The sequence below is a fragment of the Mucilaginibacter arboris genome (genome assembly GCF_009754915.1).
GTDB classification, from domain to species: domain Bacteria; phylum Bacteroidota; class Bacteroidia; order Sphingobacteriales; family Sphingobacteriaceae; genus Mucilaginibacter_A; species Mucilaginibacter_A arboris.
Genome location: NZ_WPIK01000004.1, coordinates 110,609 through 131,345, shown reverse-complemented (window position 1 = coordinate 131,345; position 20,737 = coordinate 110,609). Strand labels below are relative to the sequence as shown.

Annotated in this window: 23 protein-coding genes; 10 read left to right on the top strand and 13 right to left on the bottom strand. The window is 36.9% G+C overall.

The features are described from left to right. The first annotated feature begins 51 nt into the window (after positions 1-51). Positions 52-2,145 (top strand): (E)-4-hydroxy-3-methylbut-2-enyl-diphosphate synthase, encoded by a 2,094-nt coding sequence (ispG, locus tag GO621_RS05305; RefSeq protein WP_157564895.1) that lies wholly within the window; start codon positions 52-54, stop codon positions 2,143-2,145. A 78-nt stretch (positions 2,146-2,223) separates the two neighbouring features. Here ispG and GO621_RS05300 read toward each other — a convergent pair whose 3' ends face one another. The 3 genes from GO621_RS05300 to GO621_RS05290 are packed head-to-tail and all read right to left on the bottom strand — an operon-like array spanning position 2,224 to position 4,074. Next, positions 2,224-2,745 (bottom strand): hypothetical protein, encoded by a 522-nt coding sequence (locus tag GO621_RS05300; protein WP_157564893.1) that lies wholly within the window; start codon positions 2,743-2,745, stop codon positions 2,224-2,226. An 11-nt stretch (positions 2,746-2,756) separates the two neighbouring features. Next, positions 2,757-3,470: a hypothetical protein gene (locus GO621_RS05295; protein ID WP_157564891.1), complete on the bottom strand. Its 714-nt coding sequence runs from the start codon at positions 3,468-3,470 to the stop codon at positions 2,757-2,759. Positions 3,471-3,519: 49 nt separating this feature from the next. Further along, positions 3,520-4,074, bottom strand: a complete 555-nt coding sequence (locus GO621_RS05290) for an RNA polymerase sigma factor (protein WP_157564889.1) — start codon at positions 4,072-4,074, stop codon at positions 3,520-3,522. Positions 4,075-4,243: 169 nt separating this feature from the next. Here GO621_RS05290 and GO621_RS05285 point away from each other — a divergent pair, with 169 nt between their 5' ends. Beyond that, complete coding sequence (locus GO621_RS05285) at positions 4,244-4,657, top strand: EamA family transporter (protein ID WP_157564887.1); 414 nt, start codon at positions 4,244-4,246, stop codon at positions 4,655-4,657. 4 nt (positions 4,658-4,661) lie between these two features. Here the strand turns inward: GO621_RS05285 and bcp are convergent, their stop codons facing one another. The 4 genes from bcp to GO621_RS05265 all read right to left on the bottom strand — a co-directional run bounded on the left by bcp (position 4,662) and on the right by GO621_RS05265 (position 8,101). Beyond that, entirely contained in the window at positions 4,662-5,129 is a 468-nt protein-coding gene (gene bcp, locus GO621_RS05280; protein WP_157564886.1) for a thioredoxin-dependent thiol peroxidase, read from the bottom strand. Between the two features lie 26 nt (positions 5,130-5,155). Then, complete coding sequence (locus GO621_RS05275; RefSeq protein ID WP_157564884.1) at positions 5,156-6,892, bottom strand: M23 family metallopeptidase; 1,737 nt, start codon at positions 6,890-6,892, stop codon at positions 5,156-5,158. 1 nt (position 6,893) lies between these two features. Continuing rightward, complete coding sequence (locus GO621_RS05270; protein ID WP_157564882.1) at positions 6,894-7,505, bottom strand: fumarylacetoacetate hydrolase family protein; 612 nt, start codon at positions 7,503-7,505, stop codon at positions 6,894-6,896. A gap of 83 nt (positions 7,506-7,588) precedes the next feature. Then, on the bottom strand, positions 7,589-8,101 hold the full coding sequence (locus GO621_RS05265) for a T9SS type A sorting domain-containing protein (RefSeq protein ID WP_157564880.1): 513 nt from the start codon (positions 8,099-8,101) through the stop codon (positions 7,589-7,591). A gap of 184 nt (positions 8,102-8,285) precedes the next feature. Between GO621_RS05265 and GO621_RS05260 the strand changes: the two genes are divergently transcribed. Further along, positions 8,286-10,229 (top strand): KUP/HAK/KT family potassium transporter, encoded by a 1,944-nt coding sequence (locus tag GO621_RS05260; protein WP_317163396.1) that lies wholly within the window; start codon positions 8,286-8,288, stop codon positions 10,227-10,229. A 54-nt stretch (positions 10,230-10,283) separates the two neighbouring features. Here the strand turns inward: GO621_RS05260 and GO621_RS05255 are convergent, their stop codons facing one another. Further along, positions 10,284-11,984 carry an APC family permease gene (locus tag GO621_RS05255; RefSeq protein ID WP_157564878.1) on the bottom strand — a complete coding sequence of 567 codons (1,701 nt, stop codon included), beginning with the start codon at positions 11,982-11,984 and terminating at the stop codon, positions 10,284-10,286. 82 nt (positions 11,985-12,066) lie between these two features. Here GO621_RS05255 and GO621_RS05250 point away from each other — a divergent pair, with 82 nt between their 5' ends. Next, the gene (locus tag GO621_RS05250; protein ID WP_157564876.1) at positions 12,067-12,732 is read left to right on the top strand and encodes a phosphatase PAP2 family protein; all 666 of its coding nucleotides are present in this window, start codon (positions 12,067-12,069) and stop codon (positions 12,730-12,732) included. A gap of 15 nt (positions 12,733-12,747) precedes the next feature. Here the strand turns inward: GO621_RS05250 and GO621_RS05245 are convergent, their stop codons facing one another. The 3 genes from GO621_RS05245 to GO621_RS05235 form a co-directional block, all read right to left on the bottom strand. Next, positions 12,748-12,954, bottom strand: a complete 207-nt coding sequence (locus GO621_RS05245) for a DUF433 domain-containing protein (RefSeq protein WP_157564874.1) — start codon at positions 12,952-12,954, stop codon at positions 12,748-12,750. Positions 12,955-12,995: 41 nt separating this feature from the next. Next, complete coding sequence (locus GO621_RS05240; RefSeq protein WP_157564872.1) at positions 12,996-14,189, bottom strand: cation:proton antiporter; 1,194 nt, start codon at positions 14,187-14,189, stop codon at positions 12,996-12,998. 118 nt (positions 14,190-14,307) lie between these two features. Continuing rightward, a complete protein-coding gene (locus GO621_RS05235; protein ID WP_157564871.1) occupies positions 14,308-16,008 on the bottom strand; it encodes a M3 family oligoendopeptidase in 1,701 nt (566 codons plus the stop codon). A gap of 135 nt (positions 16,009-16,143) precedes the next feature. Between GO621_RS05235 and GO621_RS05230 the strand changes: the two genes are divergently transcribed. From GO621_RS05230 to GO621_RS05205, 6 genes are all read left to right on the top strand, one after another. Further along, positions 16,144-16,566 carry an MbcA/ParS/Xre antitoxin family protein gene (locus tag GO621_RS05230; RefSeq protein ID WP_157564869.1) on the top strand — a complete coding sequence of 141 codons (423 nt, stop codon included), beginning with the start codon at positions 16,144-16,146 and terminating at the stop codon, positions 16,564-16,566. Between the two features lie 4 nt (positions 16,567-16,570). After that, complete coding sequence (locus GO621_RS05225) at positions 16,571-17,023, top strand: RES family NAD+ phosphorylase (RefSeq protein WP_157564868.1); 453 nt, start codon at positions 16,571-16,573, stop codon at positions 17,021-17,023. Positions 17,024-17,124: 101 nt separating this feature from the next. Next, on the top strand, positions 17,125-17,682 hold the full coding sequence (locus GO621_RS05220) for an RNA polymerase sigma factor (protein WP_157564866.1): 558 nt from the start codon (positions 17,125-17,127) through the stop codon (positions 17,680-17,682). Positions 17,683-17,705: 23 nt separating this feature from the next. Further along, positions 17,706-18,119 (top strand): hypothetical protein, encoded by a 414-nt coding sequence (locus GO621_RS05215; protein ID WP_157564865.1) that lies wholly within the window; start codon positions 17,706-17,708, stop codon positions 18,117-18,119. 72 nt (positions 18,120-18,191) lie between these two features. Further along, on the top strand, positions 18,192-18,365 hold the full coding sequence (locus GO621_RS05210; RefSeq protein WP_198170141.1) for a hypothetical protein: 174 nt from the start codon (positions 18,192-18,194) through the stop codon (positions 18,363-18,365). Positions 18,366-18,495: 130 nt separating this feature from the next. Continuing rightward, a complete protein-coding gene (locus GO621_RS05205; RefSeq protein WP_157564861.1) occupies positions 18,496-19,131 on the top strand; it encodes a hypothetical protein in 636 nt (211 codons plus the stop codon). Positions 19,132-19,206: 75 nt separating this feature from the next. Here GO621_RS05205 and GO621_RS05200 read toward each other — a convergent pair whose 3' ends face one another. Both GO621_RS05200 and yihA read right to left on the bottom strand, forming a co-directional pair. Next, positions 19,207-20,061 (bottom strand): UbiA-like polyprenyltransferase, encoded by an 855-nt coding sequence (locus GO621_RS05200; RefSeq protein WP_157564860.1) that lies wholly within the window; start codon positions 20,059-20,061, stop codon positions 19,207-19,209. A gap of 12 nt (positions 20,062-20,073) precedes the next feature. Next, positions 20,074-20,709 carry a ribosome biogenesis GTP-binding protein YihA/YsxC gene (yihA, locus tag GO621_RS05195; protein WP_157564858.1) on the bottom strand — a complete coding sequence of 212 codons (636 nt, stop codon included), beginning with the start codon at positions 20,707-20,709 and terminating at the stop codon, positions 20,074-20,076. Between the last annotated feature and the right edge of the window lie 28 nt (positions 20,710-20,737).

Genomic DNA, 20,737 nt, shown 5'->3' with positions numbered 1-20,737 from the left:
ACCTGTAAAACTACAGGATTTTATACTTTTGTTAGATTTTGATTTTGCTCCATGAACCTTGAAACCATTAAAGCTCTTCCGGGGCGTTACTGTAATTCGTTAAATTCTTATTCGCGATGGTTAACCCGCGAAGTAACTATTGGCGATGTACATATGGGCGGAAACAATCCGATCCGGATCCAAAGCATGACTACCACGGATACGATGGACACTGCAGGAACGGTAGCGCAAACCATCCGAATGGTGGAAGCTGGTTGCGAATATGTCCGTATTACAGCGCCAAGCGTAAAAGAAGCACAGAACCTGGCAGAAATTAAAAAGCAGTTAAGGCAAAAAGGTTATCAAGTTCCGTTGGTTGCTGATATTCACTTCACTCCAAACGCGGCAGAAGTTGCAGCGCGGATTGTAGAAAAGGTACGTATCAATCCTGGAAATTATGCAGATAAAAAACGCTTTGATGAACTAACTTATACTACAAATGAATATCAGGCGGAGCTGGAACGTATTTACAAAAAGTTTACGCCTTTGGTAAATATTTGTAAAGAGTATGGCACAGCTATGCGTATCGGTACAAATCATGGTTCTTTATCAGATAGAATTATGAGCCAATATGGCGATACGCCTCGCGGAATGGTAGAATCGGCTATGGAATTTATCAGGATGTGTGAGAGTTTGAATTACTATAACCTCGTCATCTCCATGAAATCCAGTAATCCCCAGGTAATGGTTCAGGCTTACCGGATGCTGGTAGAAACAATGGTTGCTGAAGGCATGAATTATCCTTTACATTTAGGCGTTACCGAAGCCGGGGACGGCGAAGACGGGCGGATAAAATCTGCCGTAGGTATTGGTACTTTATTGGAAGATGGTTTAGGCGATACCGTTCGCGTATCTTTAACAGAAGAACCTGAATTTGAAGCGCCGGTTGCAATTGCTTTAGTTAACCGTTATACAGAGCGGGGAGCGAAGAAGAAGGATCGGAGGAATAGCATTTATGAAGCTGCAAATCCGCTCTCCGAACCTTTATCTCCGCACTTTTCTCATTCTCCCTACGAATACAAAAAGCGCGAAACCTACGAAGCCAATGCCTTTATAGGCGGTCACATGGTTCCAAGAGTTGTGCTTGATTTATCTGCAAAAAACTTAAAAGATCCGGCTATTTTGGCTGATGCTGGCTATTTGTATTCGCCTTTGCTGGATAAATATAACATGGCAGATCAGTCGGTAGATTTTGTATATCTGGCCGATGAGTTGCCTTCTTTTGCTTTTCCGGGAAACCTGAAGCAGTTGTACAATTACAAAACCTGGAGTTTTTTAATCGATAAAAAGAACTGCCATCCAGTTTTTTCTTTGGAAGAATATAATACTTCCGCAGAAAAAGACACAGCGTTAAATTTAGTCAGGATTAAAAGCAGGGATTTAGAAACGGATGCATTTCAACAATTAAGTTTTGACAAAACACTGGTTTTTGTATTGGAAACAGATGCTGTAAATGGTATGGCAGATCAGCGCGCATGCTTCTTTTACCTGCAAAAAAATGATATTGATATTCCGGTAATTGTGAAAAGAAGTTACAGGTTTGAAGGAGCGGGGAGCGGGGAACGAGGAGCGGAAAATATTGCCGCTATTCCAGATACGCTTGAAATATCTTCAATCTTCGCTCCCCGTTCTTCTGATCTTACAACCAAATTGCAACTCTATGCCGCAACAGATTTTGGTGCTTTGTTAGTTGATGGTTTTGGTGACGGCATTTGGATTGATGCAAAGGAAATAGCTTCTAAAACAATCACTTCCACTGCTTTTGGAATTTTGCAGGCTACACGTTCCCGGATTTCTAAAACAGAATATATCTCTTGTCCAAGTTGCGGCAGGACTTTGTTCGATCTGCAAATTACAACGCAGAATATAAGAAGCCGTACTTCTCATTTAAAAGGATTAAAAATTGGGATTATGGGTTGTATTGTAAACGGTCCCGGCGAAATGGCAGATGCAGATTATGGTTATGTGGGTGCCGGCCCTGATAAAATTACCCTTTATCGTGGCAAAGAAGTGGTAAAGAAAAATGTATCAACCGCTTTAGCTTTAGATGAATTAATAGACATTATTAAAAATGACGGTAACTGGATTGAACCGGAAGTGGTTTAGCGAGATTGATAATTAGCGTTTAAAACAAAAGGCTTTCAAATCAATTTGAAAGCCTTTTGTTTTAAAATTTCGGTTGGTTTAATTGTTGTCATCCTTTCGGTTTTTAAGCCTTTTGATCATTTCATCATTAAACAAACGTTCGCTTTTATATAAATGCATTAATTTATCGGGAGGGAGTATGCGCGAAAACTCTTCATTATAATGCTTTTTAACAGCTAAAATTTTTGAATCATAATCGAGGTTATCATTCACAATATCTTGCGGGTTTTTTTGCGAATTGAGCATGTTTTGCCTTTTTTGATGCAAAAGCACAGTCAATTCTTTTTGATACTGATTGTACAAAGGCCAGAATTTATCAGCTTCATCTGAATTAAGGTGCATGTTTTCAGACAAATAATTAAACTTAATCGATTCTATTTTGTGCATGCCAACCGTATTGTCAATATTGCTGTTGCTAAAATTGCTTCTGGTATCCATAGAACGTCCGGGTGCACGAAAACTTTGTGCCACAGTCCATTCTGCTTTGCCAAACAGCGCTATCAGGACCAGGCCAATGCCAATGCTTAATTTTTTGATCATTTTTACTTTATATGCATTCATACCGCAACTGTTTAATGGATGTTTGTTTCGTTGCTATCTGTACTCGTTTGGTTATTTTGAATATCCACATCCGTATCCAATGTGCTGTTTTCTAAAATAACGTGGTTATCATACGTATCTGCGTGTATCTGTAAATAGTTTTCAATATCTGCATCAGGCAAATTAGATAGCTGCATTTGCACATTGTGTGCAGATTGATATTGCTTAATAAAAAAACCGGTTGCAACAGCAACGGCAATACAGGCAGCAGTAGCATATTTCCAGGCAGCCCTTGTAAATAAACTACGCACTTTTGCCGGTTGCTGTACTTCTTTTATGCCTGTTTTCTGGATAATACGGTTTGTAAGATCATTAAAATAATTGTCCGGAACAGTAAAACCACTTCCGTTTTCTGCGTATTCATTTATTTTTATCCGGGCAGCAATAATACTTTGCTGTTCTTCAAAAAACTGATCTGATTTAATGTAAGTTTCGGTTGGACGTATTTCTTCCAGTTTAACAACTGAAAGAATTTGTTCTTCCATATTTTTAAAATAACCATCCGGTATGATAAAACCAGCAGACGGAAGTTTTTTGCTCAACTCATCTGCATAAATAGCCGCATGGATACGTTCCTGTTGTTCCTCGAAAAAATTTTCGGGCACACGGAAAGGATTTTCCCTGCTTTGGTTTTTCAAAGCGGGATAATCGTTTAGCCAGTCTGTATTTTCAGTATTCTCATTCATCACTAAGGATAGAATCAATTTTTATAAAAAGGTTTAAAATCTTTTTCTATTAATCTTCTGCCAGTAAATACGCTTCTATTTTTTTAACCGCTAAATGGAAAGATGATTTTAATGCGCCAACACTTGTGCCTAAAACATCCGACATTTCTTCGTATTTCATCTCATCGAAATATTTAAGGTTAAAAACCAGCCTTTGTTTTTCGGGCAAAGTAAGGATTGCTTTCTGTAATTTACGCTGTGCCTTATCGCCGTCAAAATAAGCAGATTCTGTTAAAGATTCTGATAATTCGTAAGATACATCATCAAAAGAAATATTGTTTTTAAGTTTTTTACGGTTTAAAAAAGTAATGCATTCATTGGTAGCAATGCGGTACATCCAGGTGTACAGTTGTGCATCGTTACGAAAGCCAAGCAGGTTTTTCCAAACTTTTACAAAAACTTCCTGCGATAAATCATCTGCATCATCATGGTCAATCACCATGCGGCGGATATGCCAGTAAATTTTCTGCTGGTATTTTTTTAGTAACAGATTAAAAGCTTCATTCCTGGTTTTTTCCTGCTGAAATTTTGCGAGTATCTCGTTATCATCAACCTGTATGGACATCTAATACTAATATTTTGGATTATTGGATTTTAATTATACAAACTTAACCTTTTAAACAGATTAATGTTACTGTTGAAACAATATTAAGAACTGTTGCAATTAATATAAAATAAAGATTATAATTTTTTAACTCTTAAAAGAAGTATTAATAACAAAATTAATTTATTATATGTGGTGGACCTACGCTTTGTTGTCTGCAGTTTTTGCTGCCCTTACGGCCATTTTTGCAAAAATTGGTATTAAAAACGTTAATCCTGATCTGGCCACTGCTATCCGTACCGTTGTTATTTTATTAATTGCCTGGGGGATTGTTTTGTTTAAAGGAAGCGGCAGGCAGGCGCACGATCTAACGCAACAAAATTGGACTTTTTTGCTGCTTTTTGGTTGTGCAACTGGTTTGTCGTGGATCTTCTACTTTAAAGCTTTGCAGTTGGGCGAAGTATCGCAGGTTGCACCGGTAGATAAGCTGAGCGTAGCAATTGCTATTATCCTTTCAGCTATATTTTTGGGCGAACCGCTTACTATAAAAACAGTGCTTGGCGCCGGATTAATTATAGGCGGAACATTCGTGCTGATTTTTTAAAGGATTACGGTAGCAGCTCCAATACTTGTTGCGATGCGTTTTTTGTATCTACTTTTTCAATAATTTTTTGAATGATACCATTTTTATCAATTAAAAAAGTAGTCCGGGCTGTGCCCATATAAATTTTACCATACATGTTTTTCTCCACCCAAACACCATAACTTTCTACAATCTTTTTATCATCGTCTGCAATGAGCGGAAAAGGCAACGAATGTTTAGTGATAAACTTTTGGTGCGATTGCTCATCGTCTGTACTTACACCAACCACATTGTATCCCTGTTGTAACAAGGATTGATAATTATCGCGGAAATCACAAGCTTCGGCAGTACAGCCCGGTGTATCATCTTTCGGATAAAAATACAGGATCAAAGTTTTATTCAGAAAATCAGTTAACGAAACTGTTTTTCCGTTTTGGTCTTTGGCAGTAAAGCCTGGTGCTTTATCACCTTCTTTTAAAACTGTGTTTTTCATATGCTGTATTTGTTCTAATGCTTCTTTTACCGGTAAAAAATCAGTGTCAGTTTTTTTACATTATCTTTTAAATCCGTAACTACCATTTCCAGTTTATGTTTTCCGGCCGGGCAATGTTCATCAAAAAAATAACGAAACGTTTTGGTTTTATAATCATGCTCCAATAAAACCCACTGCCCGTCAATATAAGCTTTATAAGTTTTTATTCCTGATAAGTTATCGCTTATCCGAAATATCATATTACTTGTCGCAGACATATTTTTTCCTTCGGAGATGTTAACAGGTGTGATAACTGGTGCAATTGTATCTATCGCAATATAATAATTCCCAAACTCCCGGATGCTTGCTTTTACATAACCATCTTTAAAAACTCCTCCAAAACAGCCGCCGCCTGTATTTACAATAACAGCTTTATCAGCATTGGCACCAAGCGAAACATCTGGTTTTATCCAAAGTTCAATGCTATTATTGAGTTGGGTAAAACGATTATGAATGCGATGGACAACAGAATAAGCACCGGTTTTACGGGGTAGGGTACTGTAAATAAAATTCAGGTTATCATACAAACTTCCGGCAGGGATAATTACTTTAACCAGCTCTGTAGAAAAAATATTTTGCTGGTCGAACTTAAAAAAACTGCCTTTTGCAGCAACCGTTTCTGTTATTGCCGGCGGCGATGATTTTACCTGAAATTTAAGTACCGAAGTATTTCCTGCAATATCTTTTACTATATATTCCATATCATGGAATGCATCATCATTAAAATTAATAACGCCGCGGTTTTGAGTGCCGTTGTATAAACCGATCTGGTTTCCGGGATCAACAAAACTTTTCTGCACCCACCGGCCAGAAGTTAAAAAAGCAGGATAATCTATGTGCGAGTTAATGGCACGGGTTTGATCAAAAGCAAAACGGTCAACCGTAAAAACATAAACCACTTTTCCATCAGCATTTAGCTGAATAGAATAAATGCCATTATGGTTTAACGAACTACTGTTCATATCATTGGTGGTGATACCAAAAGCAGATTCTCCGCTTAATTTAATTGGCGATGCTTCTTTTAACCGGTAATTTCCTGCAGAACCTGTAACTGCAACAAACTGCTTTGTTGTGTTTTCGCTGAAAGGTTTTCTGTTGAGATGATAAGCAGCAATAGAATAAATAGTAGGCGGAACACGATCCGGAATAGTTAAGCCAAATAATTGTGCGTTGATGGTTTGCTCTGTTTGTGTGTCCCGCAATTCAAAATGCAAATGCGGGCCGCCAGAAGCGCCGGCATTGCCAGACCAGGCAAAAACATCTCCTTTTTGTAGCGGAACTTGTGTTGGTTCTAAAAGAATATCTGCTTCCCAGGTCTGGTTTTTATACTGATAATCTTTAATAATTTTGGTTAACTCTGCTGTAAGATGATCCAGATGGCCATAAACAGAAGTATAGCCATTGGGATGAGCAATGTAAACAGCCAAACCAAAACCACCATATTGAACACGAATACGTGCAACATAACCATCAGCAACTGCATGGATCGGGTAGCCCGTACGCTGATTGGTTTTAAAATCCAGGCCGGAATGAAAATGGTTCGGCCTTAACTCACCAAAAGAACCGGCGGTACTGGGCGGTAAATCTAAAGGGTAACGAAAATAATCTTGCGGATAGCGGTAAATACTTTGCGGTAAACTGGTACTTTGTGTTAAAATTTGTGCTGTTAAATGATTGTAAAAAACAAATAGCGAACAAAACCCCAATAAAAATTTATTAAACATCTTATCGCACAAAAAAATCAAGCAGTTTTTCATTTTCCAGGTAACCTTCCAGGTGGTCGCCAGCTTTTACGCGGGATACACCTGCCGGGGTTCCTGTAAAAATCAAATCCCCTTTTTTTAAAGTGATGTATTGTGATACAAAAACGATGATCTGTTCAAAAGAAAAAAGCAAATCTTTAGTGTTTCCTGTCTGCCGTGTTTCCTGGTTTATATCCAAATGAAAATTAATCTGATAGATATCAGGAAAATTAGACTTAGGCACAAAATTGCTTACTGGTGCAGAATTATCAAAGGCTTTAGCTAACTCCCAGGGTAGGCCTTTTTCTTTCTGGCGCTGTTGTATGTCCCGTGCAGTAAAATCAATCCCTAAAGCAAGCTCGTCATAATAAGTAGAAGCAAACTTTTCACTGATATTTTTGCCTTCCTTGCTTACTTTTAATACGATTTCTATTTCGTGATGAATATCTTCCGAAAACCCAGGATGATAAAAAGGTTTATTGTCTTTTAATAGGGCAGTATCAGGTTTCATAAAAATAACCGGTGCTGCAGGTACAGGGTTATTTAATTCTTTGGCATGTTCTGCATAGTTCCTGCCGATGGCAATAATCTTCATTTTTATAAAAGTTTGTGCCAAAACTAAAAAATAAAAAGGCGCTATCTGTATAAAACGATAGCGCCTTCGTTATAAAATAGCTGTTACAGTACAGAAATGCGTTTAATTACAGACTCTGTACCTACAATCATCCTTACAAAATAAAACCCGCTGGACAATCTATTGCTCAATTGAAACGTATTTTTTTGTTCGCCGGCCTCTACCCGCTGAGACATTAATGTAATTACTTCGTTACCTAACACATCCATTATTTTTATAGAAACAGTAGTGTTTTTGCGGACGTTGTAAGTAAGGTAAAGCTTATCTGTAATGGGGTTCGGAAAGATGCTAACGTCTGTAAGCAGTTTTTCATTTTCTATTCTTACAGGGTTTTGTTTAGGTGTATTTACTTGATTTTGAACAGGTTTAACAGCAGGAATGATTGCTTTTAGACCATTTTTTAGATAAGAAACACGTTCCGCTTTTAGTTGAAACCTGGATGGGATACTATCAAAACCCGCTTTTACTGAAACATTTTTTTTCAATACAAAACCCATTAGCAACGTTGCCGATAGCAAAACCAACAGGGTATAGAAAATAGAGTAGATTTGTTTCATGTAAATATTTGCAATCAAAAGTATAGATTTACTTACGCACTAAAAATAACATCGATAAAAACAGTATTTATTTAACAATATTTAACATCTGTAAAATGTCTAAATTCGTGCCATATTTTTAGGCAGATATGTTTTGTATTTGTTATAAATGTAATATTATTTTAAGTAGTTTAACTTTATTTAAATCGTGAATCACAAAGATCTACACAAATTATCTGCTGCCGGTTTTTTAATAAGTTTAGGAATAATTTATGGTGATATTGGTACATCGCCATTGTATGTTTTTACAGCCATTGTTAGCAATCAGCCTATTTCTAATATATTAATTTTAGGAGGAATGTCCTGTATTTTCTGGACACTGACCCTTCAAACAACCTTAAAGTACGTGGTAATAACCCTTCAGGCAGACAATAAAGGGGAAGGGGGCATTTTTTCTTTGTTCTCTTTGGTCCGTAAAAAGGCTAAATGGTTAATCGTTCCGGCCGTAATAGGAGGCTGTGCCTTATTGGCCGATGGTATTATTACACCACCAATTACCATTTCTTCGGCTATACAAGGGCTTGATATTCTTTATAAAGGCCTGCCAACTATATATATCGTGGTAGCAATTATTGCCGGGTTATTTTTAATCCAGAAGTATGGTACATCTTTAGTTGGTAAAGCTTTTGGCCCTATTATGCTTATTTGGTTCACTATGATGGGTGTTCTCGGCCTTTCCTACATCATCCAGATGCCCAGTATTTTTAAAGCAATAAACCCTTATTATGCTTATCAGCTATTGGCGCATGATCCTAATGCTTTTCTTATTCTGGGAGCGGTGTTTTTATGTACAACAGGTGCCGAGGCTTTATATTCTGATCTTGGCCATTGTGGCAGGGAAAATATACGTGTAAGCTGGGTTTATGTTAAAACCTGTCTGATCCTTAATTATTTAGGGCAGTCTGTATGGTTATTGCACCATGAGGGCTTGAAGTTAGGAGGCCGCAATCCTTTTTATGAAATTATGCCGGCCTGGTTCCTTATTTTTGGTATCGGTATTGCCACTATGGCTGCTGTTATTGCCAGTCAGGCTTTAATATCAGGTTCTTTTACCCTGATATCAGAAGCTGTAAGGTTAAACCTGTGGCCTAAAGTAAGGATTAATTATCCGAGCATGCAAAAAGGACAGTTATATGTGCCGAGTGTTAATTGGTTGCTGTGTGCAGGCTGTCTGGCTGTTGTAGCTATTTTCAGAAGATCGGAAAGAATGGAATCTGCTTATGGTTTAAGTATTACCATTGCCATGCTGATGACTACTATATTAGTATCGGTGTATCTGAAGCGCAAAAAATACCCTAATTATTTAGTGTACTTATTTTTAGTAGTCTTTGTGCTGATAGAAGGAGCTTTTTTTGCAAGTAACTTAGTCAAGTTTGTTCATGGAGGCTGGTTTGCTGTAATGATTGGTTGTTTCCTGTTCTCGGTAATGTGGACCTGGCATACTGCACGAAGGATTAGAAACCGTTATGTGAAGTTTATTGAACTGAGCGACTACTATGAAATTATCAAGCAATTGAGTGATGATGAGTCTGTTCCTAAATTTGCTTCGCAATTAGTGTATTTAACAAGTGCTAATTTTACTTCGGAGATCGAATCTAAGATCATTTATTCCATCTTACAGAAACAACCTAAACGGGCAGATATTTATTGGCTTGTACACGTTGATGTAATGGACGAACCTTATATACGGGAGTATAAAGTAGATTTTTTAGTGCCTAATAAACTAATCAGAATTGATTTTAAATTAGGTTTCAGGGTAGAGCAGCGTATTAATTTACTGTTTAGAAAAGTAGTGGAAGATTTGGTTAAAAATGGCGAAGTAGATATTACCAGTAAATATACTTCGCTTAATAAATATAAAATTGTGGGCGATTTCAGGTTTATTATTTTGGAAAAAGTATTGTCCAGGTCCCATAATCTTTCTTTTATAGAACATTTTATAATGGAATATTATTTCATCCTGAAAAACCTTAGCCTTTCTGAAGAACGTGGTTTTGGCCTCGACCTAAGCTTTGTAACTGTTGAGCAAGTTCCGCTTTTATTGGCCGATCCGGAAACAATAACCATTAACAGAATTCGTACCCATTAATATTTAATGCTTCTTTTAGCACATAAAAATTTGTGTGCTAAAAGAAGCATCAGCTTAACTGGCTGCATTTAATTTACTATGCCGATAGCTGTAAGTAAAATAAATAACCAGGCCAATAACCAGCCAGATTAAAAAACGGAGCCAGTTGGTATAACCCAATTCAGTCATTAAATAAAAGCAGCTTACTAAACCTAAAACGGGAATAAGTGATAAATTTTTGATGAAAGCCAAAACCGTTATGATGGCAGAAAGCCCAATAAACAGAAAGTACGGCAATTTATCCTGATCTCCTGTATAGTGAAATAATGCAATAAAAGGCTTCCAGAAAACAACCAGGCCGATCAAAAATAAAACAGGTACAATAAATTTAGAGTTGACGTAAGGGATTTTAAATTTTTTATGGCTTCCTGCTTCCGGTATTTCCTCATCTTTTGGCAACAGTAAAACACCGCCGCAAACCAGTACAAAAGCAAACAAAGTTCCGATGCTGGTCAGATCGGTTACTTCCGTCAGGTTTAAAAACAAAGCCGGAACAGCAACTACAAAACCGGTAACTACAGTTGCAAAAGAAGGCGTTTGATATTTTGGGTGGATGCGCGAAAAAGCTTTTGGCAGCAAACCATCGCGGCTCATACTCATCCAAATGCGTGGCTGGCCCATCTGGAAAATCAGCAAAACGCTTGCAGTTGCAATAACCGCACTGATGGAAATTACATAACTGATGTTTTTTAAACCGATGCGTGCAAAAACAAATGCCAGCGGATCTTCTACCTGTAATTCTTTATAATTTACCATTCCGGTTAAAACCAGCGCAATCAGGATATATAAAACAGTACAGATAATGAGCGAATAAATCATACCGCGGGGCAGATCGCGTTGCGGGTTTTCGCATTCTTCCGCAGTAGTAGAAATGGCATCAAAACCAATATAAGCAAAAAATACACCCGAAACACCTTTCATTACGCCGGCAAATCCGTTTGGTAAAAACGGGTGCCAGTTAGCTGGCGTTACATAAAAAAAGCCGAGGACAATTACGCCCAGGACGACCGCAATTTTAAGCATCACCATGGCATTGGTTGCTTTCTTGGTTTCTTTGATACCGACATAAACCAGCCAGGTAATAATAAAAACAATCAGTAAGGCAGGCACATCTGCAATAAGTTTTAAACTTCCTATTTGCGGTGCGCTTGTCCATGCCGCTGCTGCCAGTTTTGTGTTTTGGTCTATTGCAGCACTTCCGGTTTTAAGTTTTTGCAAAGCTTCGGAACCGCGGTAAGCAGAAAGATAATCCATCGTTAAAAACCCCGGAATATGAATATGGAAGCCTTCCATCAAATTAGTAAAATATTTACTCCAGGAAATGGCAACGGCAATGTTCCCAATGGCATATTCCATCAATAAATCCCAACCGATGATCCAGGCAATCAGTTCGCCAAAAGAAGCATAAGCATACGTGTAAGCGCTGCCCGAAACCGGTATCCGCGAAGCAAATTCAGCATAACACAAGGCAGAGAAACCGCAGGTAATGGCAGTAATTACAAAAAGTATGGTTACACCCGGGCCACCGTTATAAGATGCTACGCCGATGGTAGAAAAAATACCCGCGCCAATAACGGCTGCAATGCCCATAAAGGTTAAATCTTTTGTGCGAAGGACTTTATTCAATTTGCCGCCTTGCTGATGTTCGCTGTCGCCGGAGGCAAGGTCTTCCAATAATTTAGAAACAGATTTTTTTCGGAATATACTTTTGTTCATTTACTGTATTATTGTGTTGGCAGTTTAATCAAACTTATCAAAAATAACCATACTATTAACGAGAACGCATTAATTTGTACGAATGAAAGTTAAATTGCAGCATTTTTTAAACAAAACCAGTTCATTACTATACCCATATTTGATTTTACTGGCTTTATGTATTTTACTAATGTTCTTTTTTACAAAAGAAGAGTTGTATTTTGCTGTTAACCGTATCCATACTGTTTTTACCGATGTTTTTTTTACCCGTGTTACCCAGTTGGGCGCAAGTGCAGGTTGTATAATTATTTCTGGTATTGTAATTCTTATCAATTACAGAAAAGGGTTTTTACTGGCTTCCAGTTACTTACTTACGTTTATCATTTCTCAAACCATTAAACATTTGGTACAGGCCCCGAGGCCACATTTGTTCTTTGCAAAAAAACTAAGCGGAATTTATATGGTAAAAGGAGTAGTTATGTTAGATACCAACAGCTTTCCATCAGGCCATTCGGTTTCTGCTTTTACGGCCGCCCTTGTGTTAACTTATGTTGCTAAAAAGAAATGGTGGGGGCCGTTAATGCTGCTACTGGCTGTTCTGGTAGCGTATTCGCGCATGTATTTAAGCGAACATTTTTTGGTTGATGTAACAGCCGGTTCCGCTTTGGGTATTTTGGTAACTGCTTTTTGGCTGATGTGGATCGATCAGCAACCGTTTTTGCAAACAGAAAACTGGAACAGCGGTATTTTCAGCAGAAAGAAAAAATAAATTTGCCGAAGTAACTCAGTTGGAAAGAGTTGTTGTAAGCTGATCTTCTGCCAGTTCAAGTACATCCAGCACTTGTTCTAAGTTAATCTGCGGATACTCTTCCAAAAAAGCTTCGGTACTTTTGCCTGCTTTTAAGTAGTTAAATAAGATAGATACAGCTGTATCTGTTCCGGTAAAAATAATTTCTCCGTTTTGATTTTGAACTGGTTTTGAGGCTGACATTTGAGGCGGATTAAAATTTGATGAAGTATTTGTAAGGGTAATTAGTCAAATATAGGTTCTGGTGCTTCTTTTTTTCCCGAAAGTAATAAACCTAAGCTCATAATAATGCTGGTCCCCAGGATAATTAAAAATAATAATCCTGTTTCAATTCCTTTTAGCTTCAAATTATCCGGCAAATTGTAGTATAATAAAATAGTAATTAAACCCCGGGGCGAAATAAATATTTCGGGCAGCAGTTCTGTTTTGCCTATATATTTTAGGCTGATAAAACGGATCAGGTAAATCGCAACCAAAATTACAACCCCATATTCCAGCACTTCCAGGTTTATCAGTTCCTGTAAATTCATAGTGAAACCAAATATCACGAAGAAAAAAGTACGGATAATAAAAGCACTTTCTGCGGATAACTGGAAAAGCTGGCGTAAATCGCGCGAAAGTTTTGGATATAAAAAGTATTTTCTGAACCATTTTAGTTTAATCCGGTTGGCATTGTTTAGAAACAAGCCAAAAGCCAGCACCAGGATTAATGCCGATAAATGAAATTGCTCCCCAAAAGCATAAACTAATATCAGGATAGAAATTATCAGGAAAAACTTAACATGATGCTGTAAACGGCTCAGCAGATACAGCATAAATAAACAGGAAACTACCGATAAAAGAAGTATGGAAAAAGTTTCGATCCCAAGATTAACGAAAGAACCTGCTTTAACACTGGGATTGTTCAGCATAAAATTAAACAGCACAATGCCCAGAATATCAGAAAAAGAAGCTTCGTAAACAATGTATTCTTTTTTGTGGTCTTCCATCGCTTTGGAAGACGGAATGGCAATTGCCGAACTGACAATACTGAAAGGAATGGCATTTAAAAAACAGGCCGAGAAAGTATTGCCCGAAAGATGTTGCAAAATAAGCGCTAAAACGATACTTGTACTTACTAAAATGGTTAATGCGGAAAAAAAAGAACGAAGGATCAACCCGTTTTTTTCTTTGTCGTATTTAAGTTCCAGTGCGCCTTCTAAAACAATCAGAATTAAACCAATGGTACCTAATGCCGGTAAAATGGTTAAAAAATTAAATGTTTTAAAACCGATATAGGTAACCAGGAAGTGCAGGCCAATGCCCAAAGCAAGCAGCAGCAAAACTGCCGGAACGCGGGTCCTTTTAGCAATAAGATCGAACAGGTAAGAAAAAATAACCAGTCCGCTAAGTATAATGAGCGCAGTGTAAGTAGTCATAGTCGTTTTAAAAATGCGTACGGCTGTTGCTCTTTGCCCTCACAAATAAAAATATCCGGTAAAAACAGTATGAACGTAAAGTACAACATACTGTTTTTACCGGGTAAAAATAGGTAAATTAAATTTTCTCCATTTCTGCTTTTACAAAAGCAGCCAGTTCTTTTACGTATGCTGCACTAAAATCAAATTTAATACCGGCAGTTTCGTAAATTTCGGTAATGGTTTTGGTGTAACCGAGCTTTAAAGCATCCAGGTATTGCTGCAAGCCTTTTTCCGGATTTTCCTTGTAGTTTTTCCAAACCGCAATTGCACCAAGTTGCGCCATTCCGTATTCGATATAATAAAACGGAACTTCAAAAATGTGCAACTGTTTTTGCCACAAGTTTTGTTCGGCTTCGCGATGGTCGCTCCAATCTACAAAGCTGGCACCAAAACGTTCAAAAATTTGCATCCAGGCTTCGGTTCTTTCTTCAGTTGTATGATCCGGATTGGTATAAATCCAATGCTGAAACTGATCAACCACGGCAACCCAGGGAAGTGTTTTCAAAACATCAACCAACTGATCGCGTTTGGCACGTTTTAAATCTTCTTCGTTATCAAAATAAACATTCCAGTTATCCATAGAAATCAATTCCATCGACATGGAAGCTAATTCTGCAACTTCGCTCGGACAATGTTTAAAATCATTCAGCTCCAAGCCAGCCGTTAAAAAAGTATGAATTGCGTGTCCGCCTTCATGAACCATCGTAGTTAAATCGCGAAAAGTTCCGGCCGAATTCATGAAGATAAAAGGGGCACCGGTTTCTGCCAGCGGATAATTATAACCGCCCGGCGCTTTGCCTTTTCGGCTTTCTACATCAAAAAGCCCGTATTCGCGCATTGTATTTAGTTTTTCGCCTAAATCCGGATTGATATTATTAAAACATCTGATCGATTTTCCAATCAATTCTTCTCCGCTTTGAAAAGGTTTTAAAGCAGGTTTTCCTGAAATATCTACTTCGGTATCCCAAGGTTTCAAGGTTTCCAAACCTAAAGCTGCTTTGCGTTTTTCGGCTTGTTCTTTTAAAATCGGAACAATTTCGGTTTCGATCGCTTCATGGAATTTATAGCAATCGTGCGGCGTGTAATCGAAACGGCCTAAAGCCTGGAACATATAATCGCGAAAGTTTTCAAAACCGGCATTTAAGGCAACCTGATGGCGTACTGTTTTTAGGTGGTTAAAAAGAGTATCCAACTGATCTTTGTCCTGCAAACGGCGGAAGGTAATTTTTTCCCAAACCTGCTGGCGTTTTTCGCGGTCGATGCCTTTTAAAAATACCGCAGCTTGTTCTAAGGTATATTCTTTGTCATCAATAAAAACCGACATGGCGCCGGTTATAGACTGATATTTTTGTGCTTCTACCTGCAATTCTGTTTGCAGCGGAATATTGTCTTCGCGGAACAACTCTAAAGATTTCTTGATTCCACGTATCAGAATGAAGTATTTCTCTTCATTCAACTGATCTTTAAACGGATTGTCTATCAGTTTTTTATTCAATTCATTGTTTAACGGAGCAATTTTAGGTTCAATTTCAGTAGCAAAATATTGGAAGCTTTGCAGCAGTTCTTCATTTGTTGTATCGCAGGTCATGCGGATGTAGCGCCAGGCGAAATCTTCTTCCAAAGCAGCTTCCAGTTCGCTTCGGTCGCGCAGCCATTGTTCTAAATTAGTAACGGAATTAATTTGACGATTTTCTAATTCGGTAAACATCGGCTCTAAGTTTTCCCACTTAATTTCGAGGTTTTGAGGGATATATTTTTTCTCTTTTTTGAGGATCATTTTAGATAGGATTAACGCGCAAATTTAGCAAATACAATTTACCAAAATTATAGGCGGTAAAAGAAGTATTCAGAATTTTAGAAATAAAATAGGAAATATTACTTTTTTAAAAAGGGAAAATTACTAAATTTGGAGATGGAAATATTTGAAGAACCCATGCTAAATTATATCCCATCCAAAATTGACCCGGCTGTTACAATGGGCCTGATCCGAAACAACCAGGCTGATTACCGGCATTTTAAAGCGATAAAAGATATTACTTCTTTTACCGATGAAAAAATAGCAGACTGGCTGGATATCAGCGTAAAAACTTATCGCACTTATACAAAGCCCGATGCCCAGATTAAAGCCAGTATTAAGGAACATGCTTTGGTTGCATTGTCGCTTATCCGCCATGGAATTGAGGTTTTTGGCAAACCCGAAAGTTTTATCAAATGGCTGGAAACCGAGAACTTTTATTTTGATAAACAAGCACCGATTACTTTTTTACATACAAACAGTGGTATGAAATTTATTGACGATCAGCTTACAGGCATGGAATATGGCGATAATGTCTGAATAAATGGAGGTTTTTAGGATTGTAAAAGAAGCATTTGCCCAAGAATTAACCGCTTCGGGAGCAGCAAACCGATGGAACAAAGCTAATCAATTTGTTATTTATACCGGAAGTTCCCGTTCGCTTTCTACATTGGAATTGGTTGTACATCGAAATAATATTATGCCGGCTTTTGCTTATCGTATGCTGATTATTTCTATTGCTGATGAAGAAAGTTTGATTACCACTATTCGTCAAAATGATTTGCCTGAAACTTGGAGGAGCATTAGCGCTTATTCAAAATTGCAGCAAATTGGGAGTGATTGGTACAAAAGCAAGCGCTCGCTTATTCTAAAAGTTCCTTCAGCTATTATTTCTCAGGAATATAACTATTTGATCAACACTAAACATCCTGTTTTTGAAAGCAAAGTTAGTTTGGTTAGGACGGAGAATTACTTTTGGGACGAAAGGTTGGTTTGAAGGGTTTTTTCCAACTCAATCAATTCATAAACTTTAACAATCAATTTATTGCAACCAAAAACCCACTTTGGTATTATTGAATCTCAAGATCAATTAATCAAGTGTCGGAAAAGCAAATCTTAGATAAAATTAAAAGTAACCCTTTACATTTTTCAGGGATTTTTGATTTGTACTATAAACCTGTTTTTGGATATATTTTTCGGCGGATTGGAAGTTTTGATGATACTGCCGATATTGCTGCCGATACATTTCTTAAAGCGTTTATCCATATACATCAGTTTTCATATCGGGGCATTTCTATAAAAGTTTGGCTTTATCGCATTGCAACCAATGAAGTAAACTTGTACTACAGGAATCAGCAAAAGCATACTTCTCTTTTTGAACGAAATACATTTGAAAACCTATTGCAATTTAACAATTACTTTGAAGAAGATAAGAAGATATTAGATAATGAGTTGCTCCGCCACAACCAATTTTTGGCAATACTTGAACATTTAAAAAAGTTGCCAATAAAATATCAGGAAGTGATCGCCTTGCGCTATTTTGAAGGAAAAGACAATAAAGAAATAGCAGAAATCTTGGGGATAAAAGAAGGCACTTTAAAATCATTGTTATCAAGAGGTGTAGAAAAGTTACGAATAAAGTGCAACCAAATTTAACTTTTTGGATTATTAATTACAAGATGGACGATTTTGAGAAAACGCTAATGCAAATATCAAAGCCACAAATTACTGAACTTAAACATCAGGAATTATTGGCCGAAACAATCAGCAAGATAAAGCACAGAAATGTTTTAAATTTGTGGTGGCTAAGTATTCCTGTTTATATTGCTTGTATGTTGTTCATGAAAAGTTATTTCATGCCTCATTCAACTTTGAATTTTAATATTGAAGAATTTAAAACTGAAAATAAATACTTGTCTCCGCTTTTATTTATCGCAATACCGATTCTGCTATCGATAATTAATATATTAAGCATAAGAAAAATTTACTTAGTGTTTGGCAAATTAAGAACATTTCAATTTGCAAAAACGGTAATTGTAAATATTGTAACTCTTATTATATCCTTGATTATTTTAACAATTTATTTAATCTGAAAACTAATGTTGAATTTGAATTGGTTTAAACGAAAGGGGATTTTTTTCATTCCTACAACTTGGATCGGCTGGATGATCTTTGCAATTGCAATTGTTTATATGGTTTATGTTTTTATTCAGATTGATAGCATATCTCATTCGGTAAGTGATACAATGATCAATTTTGTATTTGCTGTTTTAGTTATTAGTGCGGTTTATACTTTGATTGCTTATCTTACTTCTTACAAAAATAAAACTTCAATTTAAAAACTTATTTAAGTTTTAGAACAAAACTTATAATGCTTCTTTTATGCCTATAAATTTTGCTTTTAATCTTTATCAATTTTTATCTGATAAAAGAAGTATGTAATAAAATTTGAACGGGTTTTTAAAATTAATGTTGAAAAAAAGTAAATCCTATTTTGTTATGAAGTCTTTAATTTTTCTTCTATCAATTTTGTCCTTACTGTTTTTACTAATTGCTTTAATTGTTAAAGCATTAAAAGGAAAACCAATCCGGCAAACGTTTAAAATACTTGTGTCTATTATTTTAGGTTATAGCTTGATATGGATCATTTTCTACTTTAAAAGTTCTTATACAACCATTCCATTTGGTACAGATGTTTGCTTTGACGATTGGTGTGCTACGGTTACAAGTATTGATAGAGAAAATGAACTTACAAAGAAAATAGCTGGAATGAGTGCTGATAGCGCACGGATAGTTTTACATATAAAAATGTCTAACCATGCAAGAGGTATAGCACAAAAGCCATCAGAACCTCGGGTTCATTTAATTGATGCCAAGGGAAATTTGTATCCTAATTCTGCCAAAGCACAACAAATACTTGAACAATTGCGGGGAACCCAAATTAAACTTGATCAAAGATTAGCATTGGGCGAATCATTGGAAACACAATTGGTTTATGTGGTCCCTAAAACTGCAAAAGGATTAAAAGCTTTAATAGAAGAAGGCCCGTTTATCACTAAGTTTTTATTCCCTGATGATCAGCCTGTATTTGTTGTAAAACAATAACACCAAAATATAACCGGTAAAAGAAGTATGCATTCTTGATGTTTTTCTGTTGGCTTTACATTTTATCGATTGTTTTTACCGAATCCACAGCCGGTCGATCAAAAAGAACACCGCAAAAACAACACTGGCAATGCCATTAGTCGTCATGAAAGCAAAGTTAACACGGCTTAGATCGTGTGGTTTTACTAAACTATGTTGATAAATCAACATCGAACAAAAAACAATTAAACCAACATAATAAGGCCAGCTTACATGCGTAAGAAACGCAGGGATAATTACAAAAACGGCTGATAAAACATGCAAAAAAGTAGAAAGGTTTAACGCATTTACTTTTCCTAAACGTGAAGGAATGGAATGTAATTTTTGTTCTCTATCAAAATCTTCATCCTGTAAAGCATAAATAATATCGAAACCGCTTACCCAGCATAGGACCGAAGCCGAAAATAAAATTGGCAGCGTAGCAAAAGCGCCGGTTACAACTAAATAAGCGCCAATAGGGGCGAGGCTCAGCCCTAAACCTAAAACCAAATGGCACAAAAAAGTAAAGCGTTTGGTAGCGCTGTAACCCAAAACTACAAGCAAAGCAACAGGCGATAAATAGAAACAAAGCGGATTGATAAACCAGGTTGTAATTATAAAAAGCAGGCAATTAATTAGGGTAAATGTTAAAGCTGCTTGTGCACTAATTCTTCCGGCTGGAATATCACGGACTTTGGTTCTTGGATTTTTAGCGTCAATATCTCGATCCAAATAACGGTTAAATGCCATAGCAGCGCTTCGGGCAAAAACCATACAGAACAGCATTAATATTAATTTAAAAGCTGAAAAAACATGATCTGTTGTAGTAACTGCCAGGAAAAAGCCGATAAAAGCAAACGGCATGGCAAAAATAGTATGCGAAAAAGTAACGAGGGAAAAATATTTTTTCATTTAAAATAGTAACTAATCCTGGTCCGGCTGATAAATTGAAACATCGTTCACATCAAACTTTTGGTTCACTTCATCAATAAAATTCAAAATCTCGTCCCGGCCTGTTTGTAATTCAGCGGAAGTGATAAAATGTTGCGGTACTTCTTCAAAAAAGGCTAACATCGCTTTACGAAATTTGGCAACGTTTTGATCTGTTTTTACTTTTCCTTGTTTATCAGCCTTGGTAAAAGTAATTACAAAAGGAATACCACGTTCGCCAAGTGAAGCACAAAACTCCAAATCGATTTTCTGCGGTTCCAACCGGCTGTCAATCAAAATAAAAACGCATTGCAGGTTTTCCCGTTTCTCTAAATAATTACGGATGTATTTGTTCCATTCTTCCTTTTTACTTTTAGAAATCCGCGCATAACCATAACCCGGCAAATCTACAATATACCAGCTTTCATTAATTAAAAAATGGTTAATTAACTGCGTTTTACCAGGCGTTTGTGATGTTTTGGCTAACCCTTTTTTACTGGTCAGCATATTAATTAAAGAAGATTTACCAACATTGGAACGGCCGATAAAAGCATATTCCGGCTTTGTAGCTGGCGGTAATTTGGAAATTTGTGTATTACTACAAACGAAATCAGCAGATTTGACAATCATTCTACAAAGTTAAAATTAGTTGCCTTTA